Origin of the sequence: Agromyces aureus, from assembly GCF_001660485.1 — a bacterium.
In the GTDB taxonomy this organism is placed as follows: domain Bacteria; phylum Actinomycetota; class Actinomycetes; order Actinomycetales; family Microbacteriaceae; genus Agromyces; species Agromyces aureus.
The window spans coordinates 4,077,375-4,100,108 of the sequence record NZ_CP013979.1 but is presented as its reverse complement, the minus strand read 5'-3'; the positions used below and the strand labels follow the sequence as shown (position 1 = coordinate 4,100,108).

Genomic DNA, 22,734 nt, shown 5'->3' with positions numbered 1-22,734 from the left:
GACCCGCCTGACCGCCCTCGAACGGAGCCCCTCATGGATTTCGGTGTCGTCCTCCAGACCAACCCGCCCGCCTCCCGCACCGTGCACCTCGCCAAGCTCGCCGAGCAGTACGGCTTCAGCACCGCCTGGACCTTCGACTCGCACCTGCTCTGGCAGGAGCCGTACGTCATCTACAGCAAGATCCTCAGCGAGACGCATCGCATCAAGGTCGGACCCTTCGTCACGAACCCGGCCACCCGCGACTGGACCGTGACGGCGTCGATCTTCGCCACGCTCAACGAGATGTACGGCAACCGCACGATCTGCGGCATCGGCCGCGGCGACTCGGCCGTGCGCGTCACGAACGGCAAGCCCGTGACGATGGCGGAGCTCCGCGAGTCGATCCACGTGATCCGGGAGCTCGCGAACTCGCGATCGGTCGAGTACAAGGGCTCCCAGCTGCAGTTCCCGTGGTCGAAGGGCTCCGAGCTCGAGGTCTGGGTCGCCGCGTACGGCCCCATGGCGCTGAAGCTCACGGGCGAGGTCGGCGACGGCTTCATCCTGCAGCTGGCCGACGTCGACATCGCGAAGTGGATGATCAAGACCGTGCGCGACGCCGCCGAGGCAGCCGGGCGCGACCCGATGTCGATCAAGTTCTGCGTCGCCGCGCCCATGTACATCGGCGACGACCTCGAGCACATGCGCGACCAGTGCCGGTGGTTCGGCGGCATGGTCGGCAACCACGTCGCCGACATCGTCGCGAAGTACGGCATGCACGGCGACGTGCCCGAGGCGCTGACCGACTACATCAAGGGCCGCGAGGGTTACGACTACAACGAGCACGGGCGCGCGGGCAACACCCACACCTCGTTCGTGCCCGACGAGATCGTCGACCGGTTCTGCATCCTCGGCACGGCCGAGGAGCACATCGAGAAGCTGAAGCAGCTGGCCGAGCTCGGCGTCGACCAGTTCGCCGGCTACCTCCAGCACGACAACAAGGAGGAGACGCTCCGGGTCTACGGCGAGACCGTGATCCCCGCGCTCTCCGAGCACATCACGGCCAAGGCATGACGGACGTCGACGTGCGCAGCACGACCCCGACGACGGATGCCGCGGGCGGCACGCCTGCGCGCGGCATCCGCTCGTCCGGTGGCGGGCGCTCGTCACGTCGTGGCGGATCCCTCGCACGGCGTCGCCTCGCCGCGTTCGGCTGGGGTGCCTTCGGTGTGCTGCTGCTCGTCGTGCTGTGGGAGGGCTACAAGCTCGTCGCCCCGGCCGACGGCGTGCTGATCGGCGAGACCCGGGTGCTCCCGCGCCCCACCGACCTCGCGATGCCGCACGTGTGGGACATGATCGGGCGTCTCAGCGAGCCCGTGACCCGCTCGCCCTCGGCGCAGGCGCTGTGGCTCGTGATCCTGCTCGCGGCGCTCACGACCCTCGGCATCGCGGCGGCCGGATGGCTGGTCGGCGTCGGCGTCGGCATCGGCCTCGCGCTCGTGATGCAGCGCTGGCGGATCGCCGAGTGGGGCCTGTTCCCGTGGATCGTCCTGAGCCAGACCGTGCCGCTCATCGCGTTCGCGCCGATCGTGAAGAGCTGGGGATCGCGCGTCGAGATCGGCTCGTTCGAGTGGCAGGACTGGATGTCGGTCGCCCTCATCGCGAGCTACCTCGCGTTCTTCCCGATCGCGATCGGTGCGCTCAAGGGACTGCAGTCGCCCGACCGCATCCACGAGGAGCTCATGCAGACCTACGCGGCCGGCTACTGGTCGACGCTGACGAAACTGCGGTTCCCGGCGGCGGTGCCGTACCTGCTGCCGGCGCTGCGGCTCGGTGCGGCGAACGCCGTCATCGGCGCGGTCGTCGCCGAGGTCTCGACGGGCCTGCAGGGCGGCATCGGCCGCCTGCTCATCCAGTTCGCCGGGCAGGCCTCCGGCGACCCGGCGAAGGCCTGGGCCCCGATCTTCGGAGCGATCCTGCTCGGCCTCGTCGCCGCGGGTTCGGTCGCCCTGCTCGGCGCGATCCTCAAGAACTACCGACGAACGGAGGAAGCCGCATGAGTGCTTCAGAGAACGCTGCTGCTGCCGAGACCCCGGCCGAACACGCCGCCGTGCCCGCGACGGCCGCTGCGGTATCCGTCGCTCCCGCCACCGAGACCGCCGTGCGCGTGACCGGCGTCGACAAGGTGTTCGAGACGCGCGGCGGCCTCGTGCACGCGCTCGAGGGCATCGACCTCGAGATCGCGGCGGGCGAGTTCGTCTCGCTCATCGGCCCGAGCGGATGCGGCAAGTCCACGCTCATGCGCCTCGTCGCCGACCTCGACGCGCCGACCGCCGGCACGATCACCGTGTTCGGCAAGACGCCGACGCAGGCCCGACTCGACCAGGACTACGGCATCGCGTTCCAGCAGGCGGGCCTGCTGCCGTGGCGCACGGTGGCCGCGAACGTCGCACTGCCGCTCGAACTGCACGGCGTGGCATCCGCCCCCCGCAAGGCCAAGGTCGAGGAGTTGCTCGACATGGTCGGGCTCGCCGACTTCGCCGACCGCTACCCCGACCAGCTCTCTGGCGGCATGCAGCAGCGCGTCGCGATCGCCCGCTCGCTCGCCGAGCAGCCGCGGCTGCTGCTCATGGACGAGCCGTTCGGCGCGCTCGACGAGATGACGCGCGAGAAGATGCAGTCCGACCTCGTGCGCATCTCGGCCGAGACCGGTGCCGCGGTCGTGTTCGTCACGCACTCGATCCCCGAGGCGGTGTTCCTCTCCGACCGGGTCGTCGTCATGTCGCCGCGGCCCGGCCGGATCCGCGAGATCGTGCCCATGCGGCTCGGGACCGCCGCCCCGACCGGACCGACGGATGCCGCGGCGCGCGCCGCACGCACCGACGGCCTCCGCGAGGACCGCTCGTTCTTCGAGATGGTCACCGCCGTGCGCGAGGCGCTGCACGGTGCACCGGTCGCCACCGGTGCACGCGGAGTGGAGACGCGCTGATGAGCTCGCACCTGAGCCCTCGCGCCGAGACGACGCTGCGCATCGTCGCACCCGTCGCGGTCGGCGTGATCGTGCTCGGCGTCTGGCAGTTCCTCGTGAGCGTCGTCGGGGTCTCGGACTATCTGCTGCCGAGCCCGGCGTCGATCGTCGAGGCGCTCATCGCCTCGTGGGACTCGATCGTGTCGGCCACGCTCATCACGGGTACCAATGCGCTCATCGGCCTGATCGTGGGCTCGCTGCTCGGCATCGCCCTCGCCGCGCTCGCCGCGAGGTGGCGTTCCATCGACCAGATGAGCGCCCCCGTCGTCGCGGCGCTCGCGGTCGTGCCGATCGTCGCCCTCGCGCCCGTGCTCAACTCGATGTTCGGCGCCGACAGCCAGTTCGGCCGCCAGGCGATCGCCGCGATCGCGTCGTTCGTGCCGGTCTTCATCAACACGCTGCGGGGGTTCCGCCAGACGACCCCCGTGCATCGCGAACTCATGAAGGCGTACGCCGCGACGCCGGGGCAGGTGCTGCGCACGTTGACGCTGCCGACCGCGCGCCCGTTCATCCTCACGGGCATCCGCATCGCCTCCTCGCTCGCCGTGATCTCGGCCCTCGTCGCCGAGTACTTCGGCGGACCCCGCGGCGGTCTCGGGAGCCTCATCTCGACGTCGGCCGCGTCGAGCGCGTACGCCCGTGCCTGGGCGTACGTCGTGGCATCCATCGCCCTCGGACTGCTCTTCTACCTCGCGACGCTCCTGCTCGAGCGCCTCGTGCTCCGATCCCGCACCACCGCCCCCGATCGCACCACCGGAACCAGCACCACCAGCACTCGCTCCACCACCAGCACCACCGTTTCGCACTGAGGAATCTCGCCCCGGGAGTTCCCGAACCGAAAACCAGGAAGGACTGACAATGAAGCACAGCACACGCCGCGGAATCGCGGCCGGAGCGTTCGCCGTCACGGCCGCGCTCCTCCTCGCCGCCTGCTCGTCCGGAGATTCCGGATCCGGCGGCGACGCGAGCGACGACTCGGCCCTCACGCCCGTCAAGCTGCAGCTCCAGTGGCTCCCGCAGGGTCAGTTCGCCGGCTACTTCGCGGCCGTCGACCAGGGCTTCTTCGAAGAAGAGGGGCTCGACGTCGAGATCATCCCGTCGGGCGGTGACATCGTTCCCCAAGACGCGCTCGCCAACGGCGACGTCGACTACGCCATCGCGTGGGTGCCCAAGGTGCTCGGCTCGATCGAGCAGGGCGCCAACCTCACCGACATCGCCCAGATCTTCCAGCGCTCCGGCACCCTGCAGGTGTCGTGGGCCGACTCGGGCATCGACTCGGTCGCCGACTTCGAGGGCAAGAAGATCGGCTCGTGGGGCTTCGGCAACGAGTGGGAGATCTTCGCGGCCATGGCCGCCGAGGGCCTCGACGCCTCGACCGTGCAGATCATCACGCAGGACTTCAACATGAATGCGTTCCTGCAGGGCGACATCGACGCGGCCCAGGCCATGACCTACAACGAGTACGCGCAGCTGCTCGAGACCGCGAACCCCGACACGGGCGAGCTGTACCAGCCCGAGGACTTCAACGTCATCTCGTACGAGGACACCGAAGGCGCCATGCTCCAGGACGCCATCTGGGCCGACACCGAACGACTCGAGAGCGACAGCGAGTACGCCGACACGACGGTCAAGTTCCTCAAGGCCGTCATCAAGGGCTGGGCGTTCGCCGCGGCGAACCCGCAGGACGCCGCGGACATCACGATCGCGGCCGGCTCCGGCTGGGGCCCCAGCCACGAGCTGTGGATGGTCAACGAGACGAACAAGCTCATCTGGCCGTCCGACAAGGGCATCGGCATCATCGACGAGGCCGCGTGGGACAAGACGGTGGCGGGTGCGCTCGCCGCGGTGAACGAAGCCGGCGACCGCCTCATCACCGAGGAGCCGCCCGCCGGCGCCTGGTCGAACGAGTACATCCAGAAGGCCCTCGACGAGCTCGAGGGTGAAGACCTCGACCTCACCGGTGCCGACTGGTCGCCCATCGAGGTCACCCTCGAAGAGGGCGGCAACTAGCAGAGCGGATGTCGCGCCGCCGGCGCACGTCGTCGGCGGCGCGACATCCTTCATCCGCATCGATCACCTGAAAGGCAGCGAAGCCCATGACCGAGAACCTCGCCGGAGACCTCGACGATCTCATCGACCTCGACGACCTCGCCAGGCGGCTCGACCACGAGCACGTCTTCCACTCGTGGTCGGCGCAGGCGCAGAGTCCGCAGTTGGTCGTCGCGAGCGGCCGCGGAAGCCGCGTCTGGGACCACTCGGGGCGCGAGTACCTCGACTTCTCGAGCCAGCTCGTCAACGTCAACATCGGCCACCAGCACCCCGCCGTGGTCTCGGCCATTCGAGAACAGGCCGAGCTGCTCACCACGATCGCGCCCTCGACGGTCAACCTGGCGCGCGGCGAGGCGGCCAAGCGCATCGTCGACCGTGCGCCCGACGGATTCCGCCGCGTGTTCTTCACGAACGGCGGCGCCGACGCGAACGAGAACGCGATCCGCATGGCGCGACTGCACACCGGCCGCGACAAGGTGCTCTCGACGTACCGCTCGTACCACGGCAACACCGGGGCGGCCGTCGTCTCGACGGGCGACTGGCGCCGCATCCCGAACGAGTTCGCGCGAGGACACGTGCACTTCTTCGGCCCCTACCTGTACCGTTCCGAGTTCTGGGCGACGACGCCCGAGCAGGAGTCGGAGCGCGCCCTGCAGCACCTGCGCCGCGTCATCGAGGCCGAGGGGCCGTCGTCGATCGCAGCCGTGCTGCTCGAGTCCATCCCGGGCACGGCGGGCATCCTGCTGCCGCCGCCGGGTTACCTCGCCGGCGTGCGCGAGCTCTGCGACCGGCACGGCATCCTGCTGATCCTCGACGAGGTGATGGCGGGCTTCGGCCGCACCGGGCGCTGGTTCGCGTTCGACGGCTACGACGTGCGCCCCGACCTCATCACCTTCGCGAAGGGCGTGAACTCGGGCTACATCCCCGCGGGCGGCGTGATCATCTCCGACCCCGTGGCCGAGACGTTCGACGAGCGCGTGTTCCCCGGCGGACTGACCTATTCGGGGCATCCGCTCGCGATGGCCTCGATCGTGGCGACGCTCGACGCGATGGCCTCGGAGGGCATCGTCGAGAACGCCCGTGCGATCGGCGAGACCGCGATCGGACCGGCGCTCGCCGGGCTGGCCGAGAAGCACGACGTCATCGGCGAGGTCCGCGGCGAGGGCGTGTTCTGGGCCATGGAGCTCGTCGCCGACCGCGAGACGCGCGAGCCGTTGGCGGCAGCGGCGATGGGCAGGCTCAAGGGCGCGATGGTCGAACGCGGACTCCTGCCGTTCGTGCAGGACAACCGCATCCACGTGGTGCCGCCGTGCGTGGTCACCGCAGACGAGGTCGCCGAAGCGGTGGCCGTGTACGACGAGGTGCTGAGCACCGTAGGGGAGAACTGATCATGGCCACCACCACCATCGACCACTGGATCGACGGCGCACCCGCCACCGGCGAATCCGAACGGACGGGCCCGGTCTACAACCCGGCGCTCGGCGTCGAGCAGAAGCGCGTGCGCCTCGCTTCGACCGAGGACGTCGACACGGCGGTCGAATCGGCCGCCCGCGCGTTCCCGGCCTGGCGCGACACCTCGATCGCGAAGCGCCAGCAGGTCATGTTCGGGTTCCGCGAACTGCTGAACGCTCGATCCGGTGAACTCGCGGCGATCCTCACGAGCGAGCACGGCAAGGTCCTCTCCGATGCCGGGGGCGAGATCGCCCGCGGACTCGAGGTCGTCGAGCTCGCCTGCGCGATGCCCGGCTACACGAAGGGCGAGTACTCCGAGAACGTCTCGACGGGCGTCGACGTGTACACGCTGAAGCAGCCGGTCGGCGTGGTCGGCATCATCAGCCCGTTCAACTTCCCGGCGATGGTGCCGCTCTGGTTCTTCCCGCTCGCGATCGCGGCCGGCAACACGGTCGTGCTGAAGCCGTCCGAGAAGGACCCGTCGGCCGCCGTCTGGATGGCCGAGCTCATGAAGGAGGCCGGCCTGCCCGACGGCGTGCTGAACGTCGTGCACGGCGACAAGGTCGCGGTCGACGCGCTGCTGGAGCATCCGGTCGTGCGCTCGATCTCGTTCGTCGGCTCGACCCCGATCGCCCAGTACATCTACCAGACGGCCTCGGCCAACGGAAAGCGCGTGCAGGCCCTCGGCGGCGCGAAGAACCACATGCTCGTGCTGCCGGACGCCGACCTCGACCTCGCGGCCGACGCCGCCGTGAACGCGGGCTTCGGCTCGGCGGGCGAGCGCTGCATGGCGGTGTCGGTCGTGCTCGCGGTCGACGCGATCGCCGACGAGCTGGTCGCCAAGGTGAGCGAGCGGATGTCGCGGCTCACGACCGGCGACGGCACGCGCGGGTGCGACATGGGGCCGCTCATCACGCGCGAGCACCGCGACAAGGTCGCCGGCTACCTCGACGTCGCGGTCGACGACGGCGCGACCCTCGTGGTCGACGGGCGCGAGGTCGAGATCGACGGCGCCGCCGACGGCTTCTGGCTCGGTCCGACGCTCATCGACCGGGTGCCCACGTCATCGGTCGTCTACCAGGACGAGATCTTCGGCCCGGTGCTCTCGATCGTTCGCGTCGACGGCTACGAGCAGGGCGTCGAGATCATCAACGCCTCGCGGTACGGCAACGGCACGGCGATCTTCACGAACGACGGCGGCGCCGCACGCCGGTTCCAGCGAGAGGTGACGGTCGGCATGATCGGCATCAACGTGCCGATCCCGGTGCCCGTGGCGTACCACTCGTTCGGCGGATGGAAGGATTCGCTGTTCGGCGACGCGAAGGCGTACGGCCCCAAGGGGTTCGACTTCTTCCTGCAGGAGAAGGCGGTCACGTCACGCTGGCTCGACCCGAGCCACGGCGGCCTGAACCTGGGGTTCCCGCAGCACGACTGACCGCCGCGCGCCCGGCTGCTCGCCGGTCGAGGAGCGGAGCGTCTCGAGACCCTCGCGCGGGCTCCGCTGGTCTCGAGACGGCGCTGGCGCGCCTCCTCGACCGGCGGTACCCCGGCAACGCGTGTGGGGTCAGCGCGCGCTGCGCCCGGCGAACGCCGCGACGCGCGCCGCGGCCTCGGGGGTGTCGAACGCGGCACCGATGGTGCGGGCCTCGTCGTCGAGCGCGGCCTGGAAGTCGCGCGTGAGGCCGGAGCGCACGAGGCGCTTGGCCTGGCCGTAGGCGGCGGATGCCCCTGACAGCCACGTCTCGGCGATCGCGCGCGCGCGGCCGGCGACCTCATCAGCCGGCACCACCTCGGTCACGAGGCCCCAGTCGAGGGCCTCGGCGGCCGAGAGCGTGCGCGAGGTCAGCGTGAGCTCGAGTGCCCGGCGCGTGCCCACGGCCTCCGGCAGGAGCGTGCTCACGCCGCAGTCGGGCGTGAGCCCGATATCGGCGTAGCGGCTCGCGAACGTCGCCCGGTCGGATGCCACGATGACGTCGGCGACGAGCATGAAGCCGAGCCCGCCGCCCGCGACGGGGCCCTGCACGGCGGCGACGATGGGCTTGGCGCTCTCGCGCAGCATCCGGTGCCCTGCGTGGATCGCGTCGGCGAGCTCGGTGACGACCTGACCCGCCGAGGTGCCGTCGCCGCCGAGCTCGGACATGGCCCGAACGTCGCCGCCGGCGCAGAACGCTCGCCCGTTCGCGTCGAAGAGCACGGCGCGGACATCGTCGCGATCGGCGATCTCGCCGGCGTACCGGTGCCAGAGCGCGATCGCGTCGGGCCCGACGGCGTTGAGGCGCTCGGGGCGGTTCAGGGTGAGGTGCGCGAGACCGTCGCGCACGTCGAACAGGAGGGCGTCTTCGCTCATGGTCGGGGAGTCTAGCCCGGTCGCCTCGACGATCGAACGCGGTTGTCGATGTCCGACTACTGACGGGCCATCGCGACGCGCATCCGCTCGTCGGGGTCGATGAAGTGGTCGTGGTCGTCGTCACCCAGGTCGAGCTGCACCCACTCGATGCGTCCGGTGAAGCGGCTCGTGCCGGCGGTGTAGTCGGGGCTCACGGTCGTGCCGGATTCGTAGCCGATGTCGGTGGTCTCGTCGGCCGAGAAGATCATCGCCTGGGTGGCCTCGACGCGTCCCGTGGCCACCGACGTGCCGTCGACGTACAGCGTGACGCCACCGCCCTTGGCGAGGCCGCCGCCGTCGTAGGCGAACTCCATGCGCACCTGGTGGATGCCGGCCGGCACGGTCTCGGTCGCCTCGGTCTCGAACGAGCGGATGCCGAGCAGGTTGTAGGTGAACTTCGGCCGCCCTTCGTGCAGGTGCAGGCTCCATCCGCCGAAGCGTCCGCCCTGTGCGATGACGACGCCGTTCCCCCCGCCCTCCGGCACGTCGAGCTCGGCTGTGATCGACCACGACTTGTTCTTGATGCTCACCACGCTGTTCTCGGTGAGCCGACCCATGCCGGGGAAGAAGAGCTGCGAGTCTCCGCGCACGAGCGTCGGACGCCCGGCGAGGTCCGAGTTGAGGCGCTCGCCGGTGCGATCGTCGATCGGCAGGACGTTGTACTTCACGGCCTCGATGAGCCAGAGGCGCTGCAGCTCGTGCAGCTTCTCGGGATGCTCGGCGGACAGGTCGCGCGACTGGCTGAAGTCGCCCCCGGCGCCGTCGTAGAGCTCCCAGACGTCGTCGTCGAACGCGATCGTCGCGCCGCCGCCCATGTCCCACGGGGTGCGGTGCTTCGTGACCGCGCTCCACCCCTGGTGGTAGACGCCGCGGTTGCCGAACATCTCGAAGTACTGCAGGTCGTGGCGCTCGGCGGCATCCGCGTCGTTGAAGGAGTACAGCATCGACGTGCCCTCCATGGGCGACTGCAGTACGCCGTTGACCATGGTCGGCTCCGGCAGCCCGGCCGCTTCGAGGATGGTCGGTGCGACGTCGATGCAGTGCGTGAACTGGGAGCGTCGGCCGCCCTTCTCGGCGATGCCGTTCGGCCAGTGCACGATCGTGCCGTTGCGGGTGCCGCCCCAGTGCGAGGCGACCTGCTTCGTCCACTGGAACGGCGTGTCCATCGCCCACGCCCAGCCGACCGCGTAGTGGTTGTACGAGGTGGGCGACCCGAACTCGTCCATCTTCGACCGCAGGAACTCGGGGGTCTCGAGGGCGGCCATGCCGTTGAAGTTCGCCATCTCGTTGAAGGCGCCGTTGACGGTGCCCTCGGCGGATGCCCCGTTGTCGCCGATGATGACGTAGATGAGCGTGTCGTCCATGACCCCGAGCGCCTCGATGGCGTCGAGCACCCGGCCCACGTGGTGGTCGGTGTGCTCGAGGAATCCGGCGTAGACCTCCATCTCGCGCTCGAGCACGGGCTTGAGGTCGTCGGGCATGTCGGTCCACGCGGGGATCTCGGCATGCCGGGGGGTCAGCTCTGCGTCGGCCGGGATGACGCCGAGCTCCTTCTGGCGCGCGAAGGTCTTCTCGCGCTGGGCGTCCCAGCCGTCGGCGAACGCGCCGGCGTACTTCTCGGGCCACTCCTTCGGCACGTGGTGCGGCGCGTGCGTCGCGCCGGGCGCGAAGTAGACGAAGAACGGCTTCTCGGGCGCGAGGGCCTTCTGGGTGCGGATCCAGCCGATGGCGCGATCGGCGAGGTCCTCGGTGAGGTGGTACCCCTCCTCGGGCGTCTTCGGCGGTTCGACGGGGGTGGTGCCGTCGTAGAGCGCCGGATCCCACTGGTTGTTCTCGCCGCCGATGAAGCCGTAGAACGTCTCGAAGCCGCCGCCGGCCGACGGCCAGGCGTCGAACGGCCCGATCGGCGAGGTCTGCCAGACGGGTACTTCGTGGCACTTGCCGAACTGCGCCGTGGAGTACCCGTTGAGCTTCAGGGTCATGGCGAGCGGCGCCTTGGTGTTGGGCCGCAGCGAGCTGTTGCCGGGCGCCGAGGTCGCGGTCTCGGTGATGCTGCCCATGCCGACCGAGTGGTGGTTGCGCCCGGTCAGCATGGCCTGCCGAGTCGGCGCGCAGAGCGCTGTCGTGTGGAACCGGTTGTACTTCAGGCCGCCGGCGGCGAGCCGCTCGAAGTTGGGAGTCTCGCATGGCCCGCCGAAGGCGCTCGAGGCGCCGAACCCGACGTCGTCGATGAGCACCACGAGCACGTTGGGCGCACCCTCCGGCGGGAGCAGCACCTCGATCGGCGGATAGGAGGTCTGCGGGTCCTTCGCGTCGTACGTGGTCAGTCCTGGCGGCTGCCGATCGGGGATCGGCAGCATCGTGCGGGCGTGGCGATCAGGACTCATGCTCGTTCTCCCCCTCGGATCGCGACCGGCGGGCGCCATCGGGCCGCCGCGGGTCGACGGCCACACGGTACCGAACCGACGTGGTGACCGAATCATCCCTATCGGGTGATGCCCCCGGAGGCCTTCGCGAGGATCGTGACCTTCGATGCGGCACCGCATCGTTCGGGGGAACGCGTGAAGCAGAGGACGGTTGACATGGCCGAGCACGGACTGGACGAGTTGGGACCGGTGGACTACCTCGTCATCGAGTTCCCCGCGGGCCATCAGACCTTCACGGGCGAGATCGCGAAGGAACTCGTGAACCTCGTCGAGGCCGGCACCATCCGGCTCATCGATGCGATCGTCCTGGCGAAGGACGAGAACGGCGACATCGAGGCGGTGGAGCTCGCCGACGCCGGCGACCTGGGTCCGCTCGTCGCCCTCGAAGCAGATCTCGCCGAGCTGCTCGCAGCCGACGACGTCGTGAACCTCGCCGCTGCGATGGACCCGGGCAGCGTCGCCGGAGTCATCGTCTACGAGAACATCTGGGCGGGGCCGTTCGCGGCCGCAACGCGGCGGGCAGGTGGCCAGCTCATCGCCAACGGCCGCATCCCGATCCAGGCGATCCTCGCCTCCATCGAGGCCGACGAGCCATTCGAGACGACAGGAGCGTGACATGCCGCTGAGGCCAGCACGAATCGGACGGGTCGGCGTCATCGGCGCCCCCGTCGCCAAGGCCGCGGTCGTCGGCGCCGCGGTCCGTCCGGGTCCGGCGCCGGTGGCGAAGGCCGCGGTGATCGGAGCAGCCGTCACCCCCGGGCGACGTCGCCGCATCTAGTCGCGCCCTCTGCCCGATCGAAGCGAAGAAGCACGAGGCGCGATGCACGACGTCGTGCGAGTCCGGAGGTGCGTATGGGGGGCCGGGAGACGTTCGACATCCTGGTGCGCGGTGAGCTCGGACCGATGATCACCGATGAGCTCGTCGACTTCGACGTGGTCGCGAGCGGTCCGGGTTCGACCCGGCTTCGCGGAGAGGTGCCGGATCAGGCCCGCCTGCTCGGGGTGCTCGACCTCCTCCGCAGCCTGAACGTCGAGATCGAGGCGGTCACGCACGTAGGTGATCGGCCCGACTGAGCGGGGCGAGCAGGCCGAGTTCGCGTGCCTTGGCGATCGCCGCGCTCCGCCCGGTGACGCCGAGCTTGCGGTAGATGTGCGCGGTATGGGTCTTGATCGTGTTGATCGAGACGAAGCACATGCCCGCGAGCTCGGCGGTGGTCGAGTGATCGGGAAGGTGCCCGAGGATCTCGAGTTCGCGGTCCGTGAGCGGCTCGGCGAGCGTGGCGTTCGCACGCGCGGGAATCCGCCGCCCGTCGAGCGCGACGACCGTGCCGGCGAGACCGCCCCGAACCGGTGCGAGGTCCGCCACGAGATCGAGCACGACATCGTCCGATTCGAGGAACGGCGCGACCAGGCCCTCGGGCTCGGCCCGTGCGAGTGCTGCGTCGACGAACTCCAGGGCTGCATGGCGCGACCCCTCGAGGGCGGCGGCCCAGGCGCGGAGCAGGAGTCGTTGCACCGCCCCTCGTGGCGGCTCGGTCCTGAACCGGTCGGTCGAGTCGGCGAGCAGCGCCTTCGCCGCGTCGACCTGGCCGAGCGCGAGGGACGCGGCCACCGCCTCGAGGGCGATCGACGGCGCCGCGCCGAGGCCGCGGCGGTCCGCAGGGTAGAGGTGCAGCGCCTGTTCGGCGCGACCGCTCCGGCGCAGGGCGCTCATGCGGGCCGCGACGAGCCGGTCGCGGACCGCCGGAGCCGGAGCCGGAACTGGCGCGGGGGCGGAAGCGGGAATCCGGCCGGCGCCGGCGGCGCCGTCGGCGTCGTGCGGCACGAGTTCGGTGAGCTCGAGGGCGTCCTCGAACCGACCCTCGAGTCCGGCGGCGAGAGCGGCCTCGTACCGAGCGATCCACGACAGCTGGGAGCGGTGGTTGGACTCCGCGGCGATGACGCCGTTCTCGAGCGGGCGGGCGGCGGCTTCAGGGCGCCCGCGCTCGTGGGCGACGAGCGCCTGGGCGAGGTAGGCGTCGGCGATGATCGGATGCATCACGAGCGCCGCCGCGGCGGCCGTCTCGATCGCCTCGGCGGCGAGCAGCTCGGCATCCGCCAGTCGGCCCGACCATGCGTGGAGCAGGGCGAGCGATCCGAGCAGGCCCACGCGATAGGGCGGGTACGCGACGCCGTCGGTGGCGAGGCCCTGTTCGATCCACGCCTCGGCCTCGACGAGGTCGCCGAGGAGGAAGTGCGATCGCCCGCCGGATCCCGTCGCGAGCGTCCGAAGGAGCTCGGGAGTCGTGAGGCCCATCAGGTCGGGAGTGTCGATCGACTCGAGCTCGAGTCGGGCGAGCAAGCGCTCGGCGGCTCGGAGGGTCTCGTCGGGCGACGTGCACCACTGCGCCGTCGCGGAGATCCACGCATCGGCGATCGCGCGCTCGCCGTTCGTCGCCCGCGGGTCGTCCGCCACCCGCCGGAACGCGTCGGCGGCCCGGATGCTCTCGCCCTGCATGCCCACCAGGATGCCGAGCTCGAGCTGCACGTCGAGGCGGTCGGCGCGCGCGTGCTCGGGGACGGCGGTGATCCAGCGGATCACGGTGTGCATCTCGCCGCGCTCGAAGACGTCGCTGCCGCGGGACATGATCGCATCGAGCGCGCGGTCCCACTCGCGTGAGCGGAGGAGGTACTCGACCGCGGGCGTCAGCTCGCCGTGCGCAAGGTGGAAATCGGCCGCCGCGACGAGCAGGCGCCGTTCCTCGGCGGCATCCTCGGCGCGCAGCCGGTAGCGGAGGAGGTCCCGGAACAGGTGGTGGAATCGGACCCTCGTGCGACGCTGGTCGATCGCCACGAGGAACATCGACTCGTGCTCGAGCTGTTCGAAGAGCTGCTGGGCGTCGGTGCGCCCCAGCACGTGGTCGACGAGCTCGGCGGTCATCACGTCGAGCGCCGACATCCGGAGCAGGAGGGTCCTCGTGCTGTCGGAGAGGGCGTCGAGGACCTCCTCGGTGAGGTATTCGGCGATGAGGCGGTCGCTGCCGCTGAGCTCCGCGACGAACTCCTCCGACTCGCCCTGGAACTTCAGCGTGAGTCCCGCGAGCTGCAGTCCGGCCGCCCAGCCCTCGGTCCTGGAGGCGATCGCGTCGACCGCGTCGGGCCCGATGTCGCGGCGCGTGATCCGGGCGAGCAGCTCCGCCGACTCGTCACGGGTCATGGCGAGGTCGAGCTGGCGGAGCTCGTGCATGCGGTTGCGCAGCCGCAGGCGGCTCCAGGCGATGGGCGGATCGGAGCGCGTGGCGATCACGAGGTGCACGTTGGGCGGGATCGCGGCGACGAGGCGACCGATGTCGGCCAGGAGCGTGCGATTGGAGAGGTGGTGGAGATCGTCGAGCACGATGACCGTCTCGGGGAACGACGCGAGTTCGGTGGCCAGGTGGTCGAGGAACGGGTCGCCGAGCCCGCCCGCGCCGAGCGCCGACAGGCGCATGAGCCCGCCGATCCGCGTGCGGACGGCGGAGAGCGCCGCGAGCAGCCGACGCGAGAAGCGCATCGGGTCGTCGTCGTCGGGCTCGATGCCGATCCATGCCATGGCGAGTCCGGGCGTCGCCGCGGCCCACTGCTGGAGCAGCACGGTCTTGCCGGCGCCGGCGGGGGCGACGATCATCGTCAGCGGCAGGTCCCGTGCGTGGTCCAGCCTGCGCAGCAGGTCGGGGCGTTCCACGAGGTATTCCGCCGACACCTGTTCGACCATGCGTCCCGCCCGACTGTCGACCGAGGCTGCTCGCTCCCCGGCAGACGCGTGTCGGTCGACACCCGGTCAGTATGACACCGGCGGGAGCCGATGCGAATGCCCCCCGACCCCCGATTCGGGGTGTGCGAGCCGGCCTCCGGCGCATCACGGCGGCGTCGGAGTCATCCGTTCAGGGTGATGCGTGCGGGCGGCGCCGACAATACGGTCGTGCTCACGCGGGCGTGATGAGCACGCCCGGATCGAAAGGGACCACCGTGAACCTCTGGGATTTCTTCGTCTGGCTGTTCTGGTTCTACGTGCTGATCGCGTGCATCTGGGTCTTCATCACGGTGATCGTCGACATCTTCCGCGACCCCACGCTCAACGGGTGGGCGAAGGCGCTCTGGGTGGTCTTCCTCATCTTCCTGCCCTTCCTGGCGGCGTTCATCTACCTCATCGCACGCGGACGCGGCATGAATGAGCGCAAGCTCGCCGAGGTGCAGGCCGCCCGTGCGCAGAGCGACGAGTACATCAGGACGGTCGCCGGGTCGTCCGGCGGGTCCTCCGCCGCCTCCGAGATCGAGTCGGGCAAGCGCCTCCTCGACTCGGGAACCATCACGCAGGCCGAGTTCGACGCGCTGAAGGCGAAGGCACTGCAGAACGGCTGAGTCCGGCCGGCGGCGCGCCCATCACCATTGCGGATGTCGCGCGTCGCCGCCCGAACCCCGGTTCGCGTCGTGGTCGGCGCGGGTCAGTCCGCGGCCGGCTGAGGCCCGCGCGACGGATGGGCGTAGGACTGCTCGAGCCGGGAGGCTCGGGCCGTCAGTACGTCGAGCACCGTGCGCACGGCGAGCCGCTCCGCGACATCCGGTCGCACGAGGGCGACGATCTGCCTGGCCGAGGTGACCCCTCGGATCGGCTTCAGCACGACCCCCTCCGGCACCGCGCCCGAGGTGAAGCGCGGCACGAACGCCACGCCCTGGCCCGCGGCGATGAACGCCTCGATGATGCGCATGTCGCTGAAGCGCTGCGAGACGTGCACGCGTTTGCCGCCCTGCTGTTCGATGGAGTGCAGGATGCGCTCGAACGGGAAGCCGAGCGGAACCCCGAGCCAGGTCTCGTCGACGAGGTCGGCGCTCGTGACGTGGGAGCGTCCGGCGAGGCGGTGGTCGCTCGGGATGCCGACGTCGAGCGGCTCGGTGAGCAGCGGCACGACCTTGAGTCCGCGACCGCCCCACGGCAGCTCGCCCGGCATGGAGTGCGCGAGCACGATGTCGTAGTCGGAGGTCAGGTCGGGGAATCCGGCGAGTTCCGGATCGAGGTCGGTGCAGTGCACCACGAGCCCGGCGACGCTCGCCAGGTCGGTGAGCACACCGGGCAGCAGGCTGGCTCCGATCGTCGGGAAGGTCAGCAGCGTGACCTCACCGCTCGGGTGGTTGCGGAACTCGTCCCACAGGGCGGTCGCGCGTTCGAGCGCGATGGCGACGTCGGCCGCGCTGCGGGCGAGCGCGTGGCCGGCACTCGTGAGCACGAGCCCCCGGCCGCTGCGCTCGGTCAGCGGCATGCCGGCCTCGCGCTCGAGCACCTTCAGTTGCTGCGAGACGGCCGACGGGGTGCGCCCGGTCGCTTCGGCCACCGCGGTCACGCTGCCGCGCTCCGAGAGTTCTCGGAGGAGGTCGAGCCGGTTCACGTCCATGTAGCCAGCCTACATATTCATTGCAGTTCTGTGAGCTTGTGCTGCATCGTTTGGAGGAGGAGAATAGAGCCATCGAAGGGTTGCAACGGCGCAACGATCCGCTCGATCACTCAGCCGTCACCGTTCGAAAGGGAACCATCATGGCCACGCTCATCTTCGTCGCAGCAGCATCCGTCGCCGGCATCGTCGGCACGATCGTTCTCGCCACCCGCGACGGCTACCGCCGTCAGCCGAACGAGACTTTCGCGCGCACCGTCTAGAGGTCGCGCGAACACCCCCGGCATCGCCGGGTCCAGGGCCGCCCACGGAGAGGGACACTCCGCCGGGCGGCCCTTCATCGTGTGCCCGCGGCGCATCGGCATGCGCTGGGGGGATGCCGATGCGCCGCCGTCGCCCGCTCGGCGCCGGCCCGCGGCATCCGCCACCGCGTGTGCTCGCCGCCCGGAGCCGATCCGGCGGATACCGTGAGCCTCGACGCGAGCCCGTGAGACGCGAGGGGGAGAGATGACCGACGTCGTCGCCGACCAGGCGGTGCTGCGCCGATTCCTCCTCGGTCTCGCCGAGGGCATGAACGCCGCAGGGGAGTCCGTCGACAAGATCGGCGAGACGATGACCGCCGTGTCGAAGGCGTACGGCCGGGCGGACACCGATGTCGTCGTGCTGCCGACCGTCGTGCTCATCGAGACGGGCGGGGCCGAAGAAGGTCGGGTCGCGATCCGCTCGGCGATCAACGTGTCGTTCCGCTTCGACCAGATCGCCGCCCTGTACCGCCTCATCGAGGTCGCGAGGGCCGGCATGATCGACCCCCTCGACGGCATCCACCGGCTCAACGAGATCGGCGCGATGCACCAGCGCTTCGGCTGGCCGGTGCGCGTCTTCGGGCACGCGGTGCTCACGACGGGCCTCGCCCTGCTCCTCGCGCCCACCTGGCAGGGTGCGCTGGTCGCGTTCGCGCTCGGCGCCCTCATCGGCCTGCTGAAACTCGTGCGGTCGCCGACGCTGCAGCTCGTGTTCCCCGTGTTCGCCGCGTTCGTCTGCGCGCTGAGCGTGTTCCTCCTCGCGCCGTACATCGAGATCGGCGACCCGATCCGACTGCTCATCGCGCCCCTCGCGACGTTCCTGCCCGGCGGCGTGCTGACCACGGCGACCGTCGAACTCGCGGCCGGCCAGATGGTGGCCGGCGCCTCCCGACTCGTGTTCGGGCTGGTGCAGCTCGCCCTCCTCGCGTTCGGCATCCTCGCGGCGGGCACCCTCATCGGCGTCGACGATTCGACGTACGTGCCGCTCGAGACATCCGCCGCCCTGCCCTGGTGGGTGCCGCTCGGCGGCGTGCTGCTGTTCGCGATCGGCAACTACCTGCACTTCTCGGCGCCGCGCGGGGCCTTCGGTTGGGTGCTCCTCACGCTGCTCGTCGCGTTCACCGGCCAGCAGGTGGGCATCGTGCTCGTCGGACAGGCCGTGAGCGGATTCATCGGCGCGCTCGCGATGACGCCCGTCGTGCTCTGGATCGCGACCCTGCGGCACGGCGCGCCCTCGCAGCTGACCTTCCTCCCGGCGTTCTGGCTGCTCGTGCCGGGTGCCGCAGGGCTCGTGGGCATCACCGAGGCCGTCGGCTCGAGCGCTGGGCTGGAGAGCTTCGCGAGCGCGCTCACCTCGGTCATGTCGATCGCGCTCGGCGTGCTCATCGGCACCGCGCTGTACCGGGTCGTGCACCACGGCGCCGAGGAGATCGCGCAGTTCCACATCGACGTGCCCGCGGCCCTCGCCGAGGCCGAGGAGCCGCCGTTCTGGGCGCGCATCCTGCCGGGCACGCCGCGGTCGTTCTGGGGTCGTCGTCCGAAGCCGCGGCGGGCGGATGCCGGTGCGCAGGCGGAGGCCGATGACCGGCGCCCCGAGCGCTGAACGCGAAAATCCGGACCTTCCTCTCAGGCGAGTGCGCCGTAGAGTATTCGGGTGACGCTCACAGACCCCCAGAGCAGCGCCGACATCCGTCAGCAGCTCATCGACCACATCTCCGCCGATGCGGTGTTCCACGGCGACTTCACGCTGACCAGCGGCAAGAAGGCGACGTACTACGTCGACCTCCGCAAGGTCAGCCTCGATCACCGCGTGGCGCCGCTCATCGGCCAGGTCATGATCGACCTCATCGCCGACATCCCCGATGTCGCCGCGGTCGGCGGTCTCACGATGGGCGCCGACCCGATCGCGTCCGCCGTGCTGCACCAGGGTGCTGCGCGCGGCCTCGAGTACGACGCGTTCGTCGTGCGCAAGGAGCCGAAGGACCACGGCCGCGGCCGTCAGGTCGAGGGGCCGGATGTCGCGGGCAAGCGCGTGATCGTCCTCGAGGACACCTCGACCACGGGCGGTTCGCCGCTCAAGGCCATCGAGGCGCTCCGCAAGGTCGGCGCAGAGGTCGTCGCCGTCGCCGTCGTGGTCGACCGTGCCACCGGGGCACGCGAGGTCATCGAGGCCGCCGGCGTGCCGTACCTCGCGGCGATCTACCTGGACGACCTGGGCCTGGCCTGATGTCGGGCGACCGTCTGGGCGGCAACGACGCCGACTGGCTCCTCGCGCAGCTCGCGGCGGGCGGCGGCGAGCCGCGCCCGCAGCACCCCGTGACGCCGCCGTCGTTCGCGCAGCCCTCGGCGCCCAGCGCCCCGGTCGCCCCGCCTTCATCCGGTCACACCTCTGGGGTTCCGACGGCCGAGCCGGCGCCCCGTCGCAACGACGAGGTGCTCGACTGGTTCTCCCTCGCCGAGCCGCCCGCGGGTGACACGGCGACCCGTGCCCTGCCGATCGTCGGCGAGCCGCTCGCTCAGCAGGGTTCGGCGGCCCCGGCGTATCCCCAGTCGTTCCCGGCCGCGCCGCAGCGGCCCGTCGCACCGCCGACGTGGGGGGCCGCGGCATCCGCAGCCCCGCCCGCTGCGGCGGCGTGGCCGCCTGCCGCAGTCCCACCCGCAGCGCCCGTTGCGCCCGCAGCTCCCGCAGCTCCCGCAGCTCCGACGCCCGCACCGCAGGCGTCGCCCTTCCCGAGCTGGAATCAGCCCGCGGTGCCCGTCGCCCCGCAGACCTCACCCTCCGCCGGGGCCCCGGCCTCGCACCCGCCGCTCACCGTGGAGCCGCCCGTCGGGCCTCAGCGAGCGGCACAGCCCTTCGGCCAGCCGCCGTCGTCCCCCTGGGACTCTCGGCCCGAGGCTCCCGCTGCCGCGCCGCGCGCGCCCGAGCCGACGCCGCCGGTCGTCCCTGGGCCGGCCACGCCGACCGCCCCGTTCGCCCTCACCTGGGGCGAGCCCGACGGCGCCGGCGCCGCGCTGAGTTCCGAAGACGCGCTCCGCGACGCCTTCCGTCGGCTGTCGCAGCCCGACGCCGCCGCGCCCGCGGCCCCGACCACGCCCGCGACGCCGGTCGCTCCGGTGCCGACGGTTGGTCCGGTCTCGCCCGTGGTGCCCGTCGCGTCGGCGTTCGACCAGCCGACCGCGTTCGACCAGCCGACCGCGTTCGACCCGACGACGGATGACGCGGCCGACGCATCCCCCTTCGCCGGGTTCGCGCCGCCGCCCGTGTCGCGCAGCTCCTTCACGCCCGTGTCTCCCGCACCCGTCGCCGAGTACGAGGCGGATCTCTGGTCGGCGCTTCAGGAGCCCGTCGCCGCCGTCGCGCCCGCCGCGCCCGCCGCAGCCGAACTCACGCGCCGCGAACGGCTCGTGCTCGAGCAGCAGCACGCCGAGGCCGAGGCTGCGGCGCAGGCCGAGGCTCAGGCCCAATCGGAGGCCGCGGCGCAGGCCGAAGCGCAGGCGACCGCGCTCGCCGAGGCGCGGGCTGCTGCCGCGGCTCACGCGCTCGCCGAGGCGAAGGCCGCTGCCGAGGCCGAGGCGGAGGCCGAGATGCGCGCTGCGGCCGATGCCCGCGCAGCCGCCGACGCCCGCGCGGCCGCGGAGGCGCAGGCCCGAGCGGAGGCCAATGCCGCTGCCGAAGCCGCAGCCGAGGCGGAGTTCCTCGCGGCCCGGACGCGCGCCCTCCCGACGGTGACGCCGCCGGCCGACCTCGGCGGACCACGAACGCCGTTCCCGGCGTTCGCAACGGCAACCGCGGCATCCGCCCCGGTCATACCCCAGCCCGCGCAGCCGGTCGACGACCTGCTCGCCGCGCTCGGTGCCGGTGCTGCGGCGACCGCGTTCGAGCAGGCGCGGCCCGAACCCGTCGCACCCGACCACGGTCGCTTCGGGGCCTTCGCCGCCGAGACGACGCCGTTCGCGGCCTCCCGTCCGGTGTCGTCACCGCAGCTCGACGAGCGGTCGTTCGCGGTGGCGCGGGCCGACGAGCCGACGTCCGCCGCCGAAGACGACGGCCTCGCCGGACTCGGCCTCGCGTTCGACGACGACGAGGACGTCCGTGACGACCGGCAGGACGACGCTCCGTTCGTGCCGCAGTACGGCACCGCGCGTGCGTGGTCGGCCGTGCCCGCCGACGAGTGGTCCGCCGAGCAGTCGCCTGCCGCCGACGAGGAGGAGCCCGCCTACCAGTGGGGCATTCGCCCCGATCCGACCGCCGACGACCCCCGGGCCGACGAGCCGCACGGCTCGCCCCTGCGCGCGCTCGCGTTCGGAGGGGCGGCCGCCGGCGTTGCGGCGACCGGTTTCGCCGCGGCAGCGACCGCCGCCGCGGCATCCGGTACCCCCGGCATCCTGCGTCAGCCGGCCGCGCCGCCCGTGCAGCCGATCTCGGCGAACGACCCGTTCGCCGCGAACGACCCCTTCGGACCGGCCGAGTGGAGCGACGACTCGACCGACGCCCACGCCGACCCCGACACCGATGGCGGCTGGTTCTCCGCACCGGCCCCCGAAGAGCCGCCGGCGGCCACCGCGATGCTGCAGGTCGTGCCCGACCACGCCGAGTCCGACCAGGGCGAGGCGTTCTCGAACGACCCGTTCGCATTCGCCGACGCGCAGCCGAACGACCCCTTCGCCCCTGAGCAGGGCGCGACCCGGCGTCTGCCCGTCGCCCCCGCCGATCCCTGGCAGCAGTACTCCGCGACCGACCAGCACGTCGAGGCCGACGAGCCCGACGACAACCCGTTCGCCTCGCTCTTCGACCCGACCGGTCCGGTCAAGGTCACCGCTGGTGCCGGTGCCGGATACGCGGCTTCGGCCGGTGCCTTCGCCGGTGCTGCGGCGGGAGCCGCTGCCTCCGGTCGTGCCTCGGCGGGCGGCTTCGCGGCGTTCGGTGCGGCATCCGGCACGCCCGCGGGCGGTGCAGGCAACGGCCGCACCGGTTCGGGCGCCGGTTCGTACGGCGGCTCCGGGAGCGGCGCCTCCGGCAACGGCGGCTTCGGTTCCGCCGGCAACTCGGGCGGCGCAGGGCGCCCCGGAAGCGGATCCGGTGCGCCAGGTGGAAGCGGTTCGGGATCGTCGGGCGGATCCGGCAGCGGCTCCGGCGGACGGGGCCCGGCGAAGCCCCTGATCTGGGTCGCCGGCGGACTGGTCGTGCTGGTCGTGCTGGCCGGGCTCTTCTTCTTCGGCAAGCAGTTCTTCGGCGCCGGCTCCGGAGCGGCCTCGACGCCGTCCGCGAGTCAGAGCGATGCCGCGTCCGAGACGCCGGTCGCGGCGCCCACGGCCCCGCAACCGGCCGGAGTGCACGCCTGGAACACGCTGTTCGGCGGCGAGTGCCTCGACCCGTTCCCCTCGGCTTGGGAGAACGAGTACACGGTCGTCGACTGCGCGGCCCCGCACGCCGCGCAGCTGGTCTACCGCGGCACGCTCCCGGGCGACCCGGCAGCGGCGTTCCCCGGCGAGGGGCCGCTCGGCGAGCAGATGAGCACGCTGTGCACGGCGGCGGGCATCGTCGACGTGGCGGCGGCCGCCGGCATCCCCGACCTGCAGGTGCAGGGCAGCTACCCGGTGACGGAGGAGCAGTGGGCCGCGGGCGAGCGCACGTACTACTGCTTCGCCAACCGATCGGGCGGCGAGGCCATCACCGGCTCGATCGCCGGCCCCGGCCCGTCCGCCTGAT

The 22,734-nt window shown here is 71.4% G+C and carries 19 protein-coding genes; 15 read left to right on the top strand and 4 right to left on the bottom strand.

The features are described 5' to 3' along the window. Positions 1-33: 33 nt before the first annotated feature. From ATC03_RS18330 to ATC03_RS18300, 7 genes are all read left to right on the top strand, one after another. The gene (locus ATC03_RS18330) at positions 34-1,050 is read left to right on the top strand and encodes a TIGR03842 family LLM class F420-dependent oxidoreductase (RefSeq protein ID WP_067880332.1); all 1,017 of its coding nucleotides are present in this window, start codon (positions 34-36) and stop codon (positions 1,048-1,050) included. Continuing rightward, positions 1,047-2,036 (top strand): ABC transporter permease, encoded by a 990-nt coding sequence (locus tag ATC03_RS18325; protein WP_084003610.1) that lies wholly within the window; start codon positions 1,047-1,049, stop codon positions 2,034-2,036. The genes ATC03_RS18330 and ATC03_RS18325 overlap by 4 nt, the downstream gene beginning before the upstream one ends. Further along, a complete protein-coding gene (locus ATC03_RS18320) occupies positions 2,033-2,965 on the top strand; it encodes an ABC transporter ATP-binding protein (RefSeq protein WP_067880329.1) in 933 nt (310 codons plus the stop codon). Before ATC03_RS18325 ends, ATC03_RS18320 begins: the two co-directional genes overlap by 4 nt. Beyond that, on the top strand, positions 2,965-3,813 hold the full coding sequence (locus ATC03_RS18315; RefSeq protein ID WP_084003609.1) for an ABC transporter permease: 849 nt from the start codon (positions 2,965-2,967) through the stop codon (positions 3,811-3,813). Before ATC03_RS18320 ends, ATC03_RS18315 begins: the two co-directional genes overlap by 1 nt. Positions 3,814-3,862: 49 nt before the next feature. Continuing rightward, on the top strand, positions 3,863-5,014 hold the full coding sequence (locus ATC03_RS18310; RefSeq protein WP_067880327.1) for an ABC transporter substrate-binding protein: 1,152 nt from the start codon (positions 3,863-3,865) through the stop codon (positions 5,012-5,014). A gap of 86 nt (positions 5,015-5,100) precedes the next feature. Further along, the gene (locus tag ATC03_RS18305) at positions 5,101-6,441 is read left to right on the top strand and encodes an aspartate aminotransferase family protein (protein ID WP_067880323.1); all 1,341 of its coding nucleotides are present in this window, start codon (positions 5,101-5,103) and stop codon (positions 6,439-6,441) included. Positions 6,442-6,443: 2 nt separating this feature from the next. After that, positions 6,444-7,940, top strand: coding sequence for a CoA-acylating methylmalonate-semialdehyde dehydrogenase (locus ATC03_RS18300; RefSeq protein WP_067880320.1), 1,497 nt, complete (start codon positions 6,444-6,446; stop codon positions 7,938-7,940). 129 nt (positions 7,941-8,069) lie between these two features. Here ATC03_RS18300 and ATC03_RS18295 read toward each other — a convergent pair whose 3' ends face one another. After that, a complete protein-coding gene (locus ATC03_RS18295) occupies positions 8,070-8,852 on the bottom strand; it encodes an enoyl-CoA hydratase/isomerase family protein (RefSeq protein WP_067880317.1) in 783 nt (260 codons plus the stop codon). Between the two features lie 56 nt (positions 8,853-8,908). Continuing rightward, positions 8,909-11,278, bottom strand: a complete 2,370-nt coding sequence (locus ATC03_RS18290) for an arylsulfatase (protein WP_067880312.1) — start codon at positions 11,276-11,278, stop codon at positions 8,909-8,911. Between the two features lie 195 nt (positions 11,279-11,473). Between ATC03_RS18290 and ATC03_RS18285 the strand changes: the two genes are divergently transcribed. The 3 genes from ATC03_RS18285 to ATC03_RS18280 all read left to right on the top strand — a co-directional run bounded on the left by ATC03_RS18285 (position 11,474) and on the right by ATC03_RS18280 (position 12,391). Next, positions 11,474-11,932 (top strand): DUF6325 family protein, encoded by a 459-nt coding sequence (locus ATC03_RS18285; RefSeq protein ID WP_067882569.1) that lies wholly within the window; start codon positions 11,474-11,476, stop codon positions 11,930-11,932. Between the two features lies 1 nt (position 11,933). Beyond that, positions 11,934-12,095, top strand: a complete 162-nt coding sequence (locus ATC03_RS20770) for a hypothetical protein (protein ID WP_169829229.1) — start codon at positions 11,934-11,936, stop codon at positions 12,093-12,095. A 74-nt stretch (positions 12,096-12,169) separates the two neighbouring features. Beyond that, a complete protein-coding gene (locus tag ATC03_RS18280) occupies positions 12,170-12,391 on the top strand; it encodes a hypothetical protein (RefSeq protein ID WP_055862886.1) in 222 nt (73 codons plus the stop codon). On the opposite strand, the gene ATC03_RS18275 is transcribed toward ATC03_RS18280, so the two are convergent. Further along, positions 12,363-15,050, bottom strand: coding sequence for a winged helix-turn-helix domain-containing protein (locus ATC03_RS18275; RefSeq protein WP_067880309.1), 2,688 nt, complete (start codon positions 15,048-15,050; stop codon positions 12,363-12,365). The genes ATC03_RS18280 and ATC03_RS18275 overlap by 29 nt on opposite strands. Positions 15,051-15,304: 254 nt before the next feature. Here ATC03_RS18275 and ATC03_RS18270 point away from each other — a divergent pair, with 254 nt between their 5' ends. After that, positions 15,305-15,697: an SHOCT domain-containing protein gene (locus ATC03_RS18270; protein WP_152031014.1), complete on the top strand. Its 393-nt coding sequence runs from the start codon at positions 15,305-15,307 to the stop codon at positions 15,695-15,697. An 83-nt stretch (positions 15,698-15,780) separates the two neighbouring features. Here ATC03_RS18270 and ATC03_RS18265 read toward each other — a convergent pair whose 3' ends face one another. Then, the gene (locus ATC03_RS18265) at positions 15,781-16,725 is read right to left on the bottom strand and encodes a LysR family transcriptional regulator (protein ID WP_067880303.1); all 945 of its coding nucleotides are present in this window, start codon (positions 16,723-16,725) and stop codon (positions 15,781-15,783) included. 20 nt (positions 16,726-16,745) lie between these two features. Between ATC03_RS18265 and ATC03_RS20425 the strand changes: the two genes are divergently transcribed. From ATC03_RS20425 to ATC03_RS21185, 4 genes are all read left to right on the top strand, one after another. Beyond that, a complete protein-coding gene (locus tag ATC03_RS20425) occupies positions 16,746-16,985 on the top strand; it encodes a hypothetical protein (protein WP_152031013.1) in 240 nt (79 codons plus the stop codon). 244 nt (positions 16,986-17,229) lie between these two features. Beyond that, on the top strand, positions 17,230-18,627 hold the full coding sequence (locus ATC03_RS18260; protein WP_067880301.1) for a threonine/serine exporter family protein: 1,398 nt from the start codon (positions 17,230-17,232) through the stop codon (positions 18,625-18,627). Between the two features lie 51 nt (positions 18,628-18,678). After that, positions 18,679-19,251, top strand: a complete 573-nt coding sequence (gene pyrE, locus ATC03_RS18255) for an orotate phosphoribosyltransferase (RefSeq protein WP_067880298.1) — start codon at positions 18,679-18,681, stop codon at positions 19,249-19,251. Continuing rightward, positions 19,251-22,733, top strand: coding sequence for a hypothetical protein (locus ATC03_RS21185; protein WP_067880295.1), 3,483 nt, complete (start codon positions 19,251-19,253; stop codon positions 22,731-22,733). Before pyrE ends, ATC03_RS21185 begins: the two co-directional genes overlap by 1 nt. Position 22,734 lies beyond the last annotated feature (1 nt).

What these genes read in the sequence shown, in the direction of transcription:
- ATC03_RS18280 (WP_055862886.1), top strand. Translation starts at nt 12,170, where the DNA reads ATGGGGGGCCGGGAGACGTTCGACATCCTGGTGCGCGGTGAGCTCGGA.
- ATC03_RS18275 (WP_067880309.1), bottom strand. Translation starts at nt 15,050, where the DNA reads ATGGTCGAACAGGTGTCGGCGGAATACCTCGTGGAACGCCCCGACCTG.
- ATC03_RS18305 (WP_067880323.1), top strand. Translation starts at nt 5,101, where the DNA reads ATGACCGAGAACCTCGCCGGAGACCTCGACGATCTCATCGACCTCGAC.
- ATC03_RS18295 (WP_067880317.1), bottom strand. Translation starts at nt 8,852, where the DNA reads ATGAGCGAAGACGCCCTCCTGTTCGACGTGCGCGACGGTCTCGCGCAC.
- ATC03_RS18315 (WP_084003609.1), top strand. Translation starts at nt 2,965, where the DNA reads ATGAGCTCGCACCTGAGCCCTCGCGCCGAGACGACGCTGCGCATCGTC.
- ATC03_RS18265 (WP_067880303.1), bottom strand. Translation starts at nt 16,725, where the DNA reads ATGGACGTGAACCGGCTCGACCTCCTCCGAGAACTCTCGGAGCGCGGC.
- ATC03_RS18285 (WP_067882569.1), top strand. Translation starts at nt 11,474, where the DNA reads ATGGCCGAGCACGGACTGGACGAGTTGGGACCGGTGGACTACCTCGTC.
- ATC03_RS18300 (WP_067880320.1), top strand. Translation starts at nt 6,444, where the DNA reads ATGGCCACCACCACCATCGACCACTGGATCGACGGCGCACCCGCCACC.
- ATC03_RS18320 (WP_067880329.1), top strand. Translation starts at nt 2,033, where the DNA reads ATGAGTGCTTCAGAGAACGCTGCTGCTGCCGAGACCCCGGCCGAACAC.
- ATC03_RS18310 (WP_067880327.1), top strand. Translation starts at nt 3,863, where the DNA reads ATGAAGCACAGCACACGCCGCGGAATCGCGGCCGGAGCGTTCGCCGTC.
- ATC03_RS18330 (WP_067880332.1), top strand. Translation starts at nt 34, where the DNA reads ATGGATTTCGGTGTCGTCCTCCAGACCAACCCGCCCGCCTCCCGCACC.
- ATC03_RS20770 (WP_169829229.1), top strand. Translation starts at nt 11,934, where the DNA reads ATGCCGCTGAGGCCAGCACGAATCGGACGGGTCGGCGTCATCGGCGCC.
- ATC03_RS21185 (WP_067880295.1), top strand. Translation starts at nt 19,251, where the DNA reads ATGTCGGGCGACCGTCTGGGCGGCAACGACGCCGACTGGCTCCTCGCG.
- ATC03_RS18325 (WP_084003610.1), top strand. Translation starts at nt 1,047, where the DNA reads ATGACGGACGTCGACGTGCGCAGCACGACCCCGACGACGGATGCCGCG.
- ATC03_RS18260 (WP_067880301.1), top strand. Translation starts at nt 17,230, where the DNA reads ATGACCGACGTCGTCGCCGACCAGGCGGTGCTGCGCCGATTCCTCCTC.
- ATC03_RS18290 (WP_067880312.1), bottom strand. Translation starts at nt 11,278, where the DNA reads ATGAGTCCTGATCGCCACGCCCGCACGATGCTGCCGATCCCCGATCGG.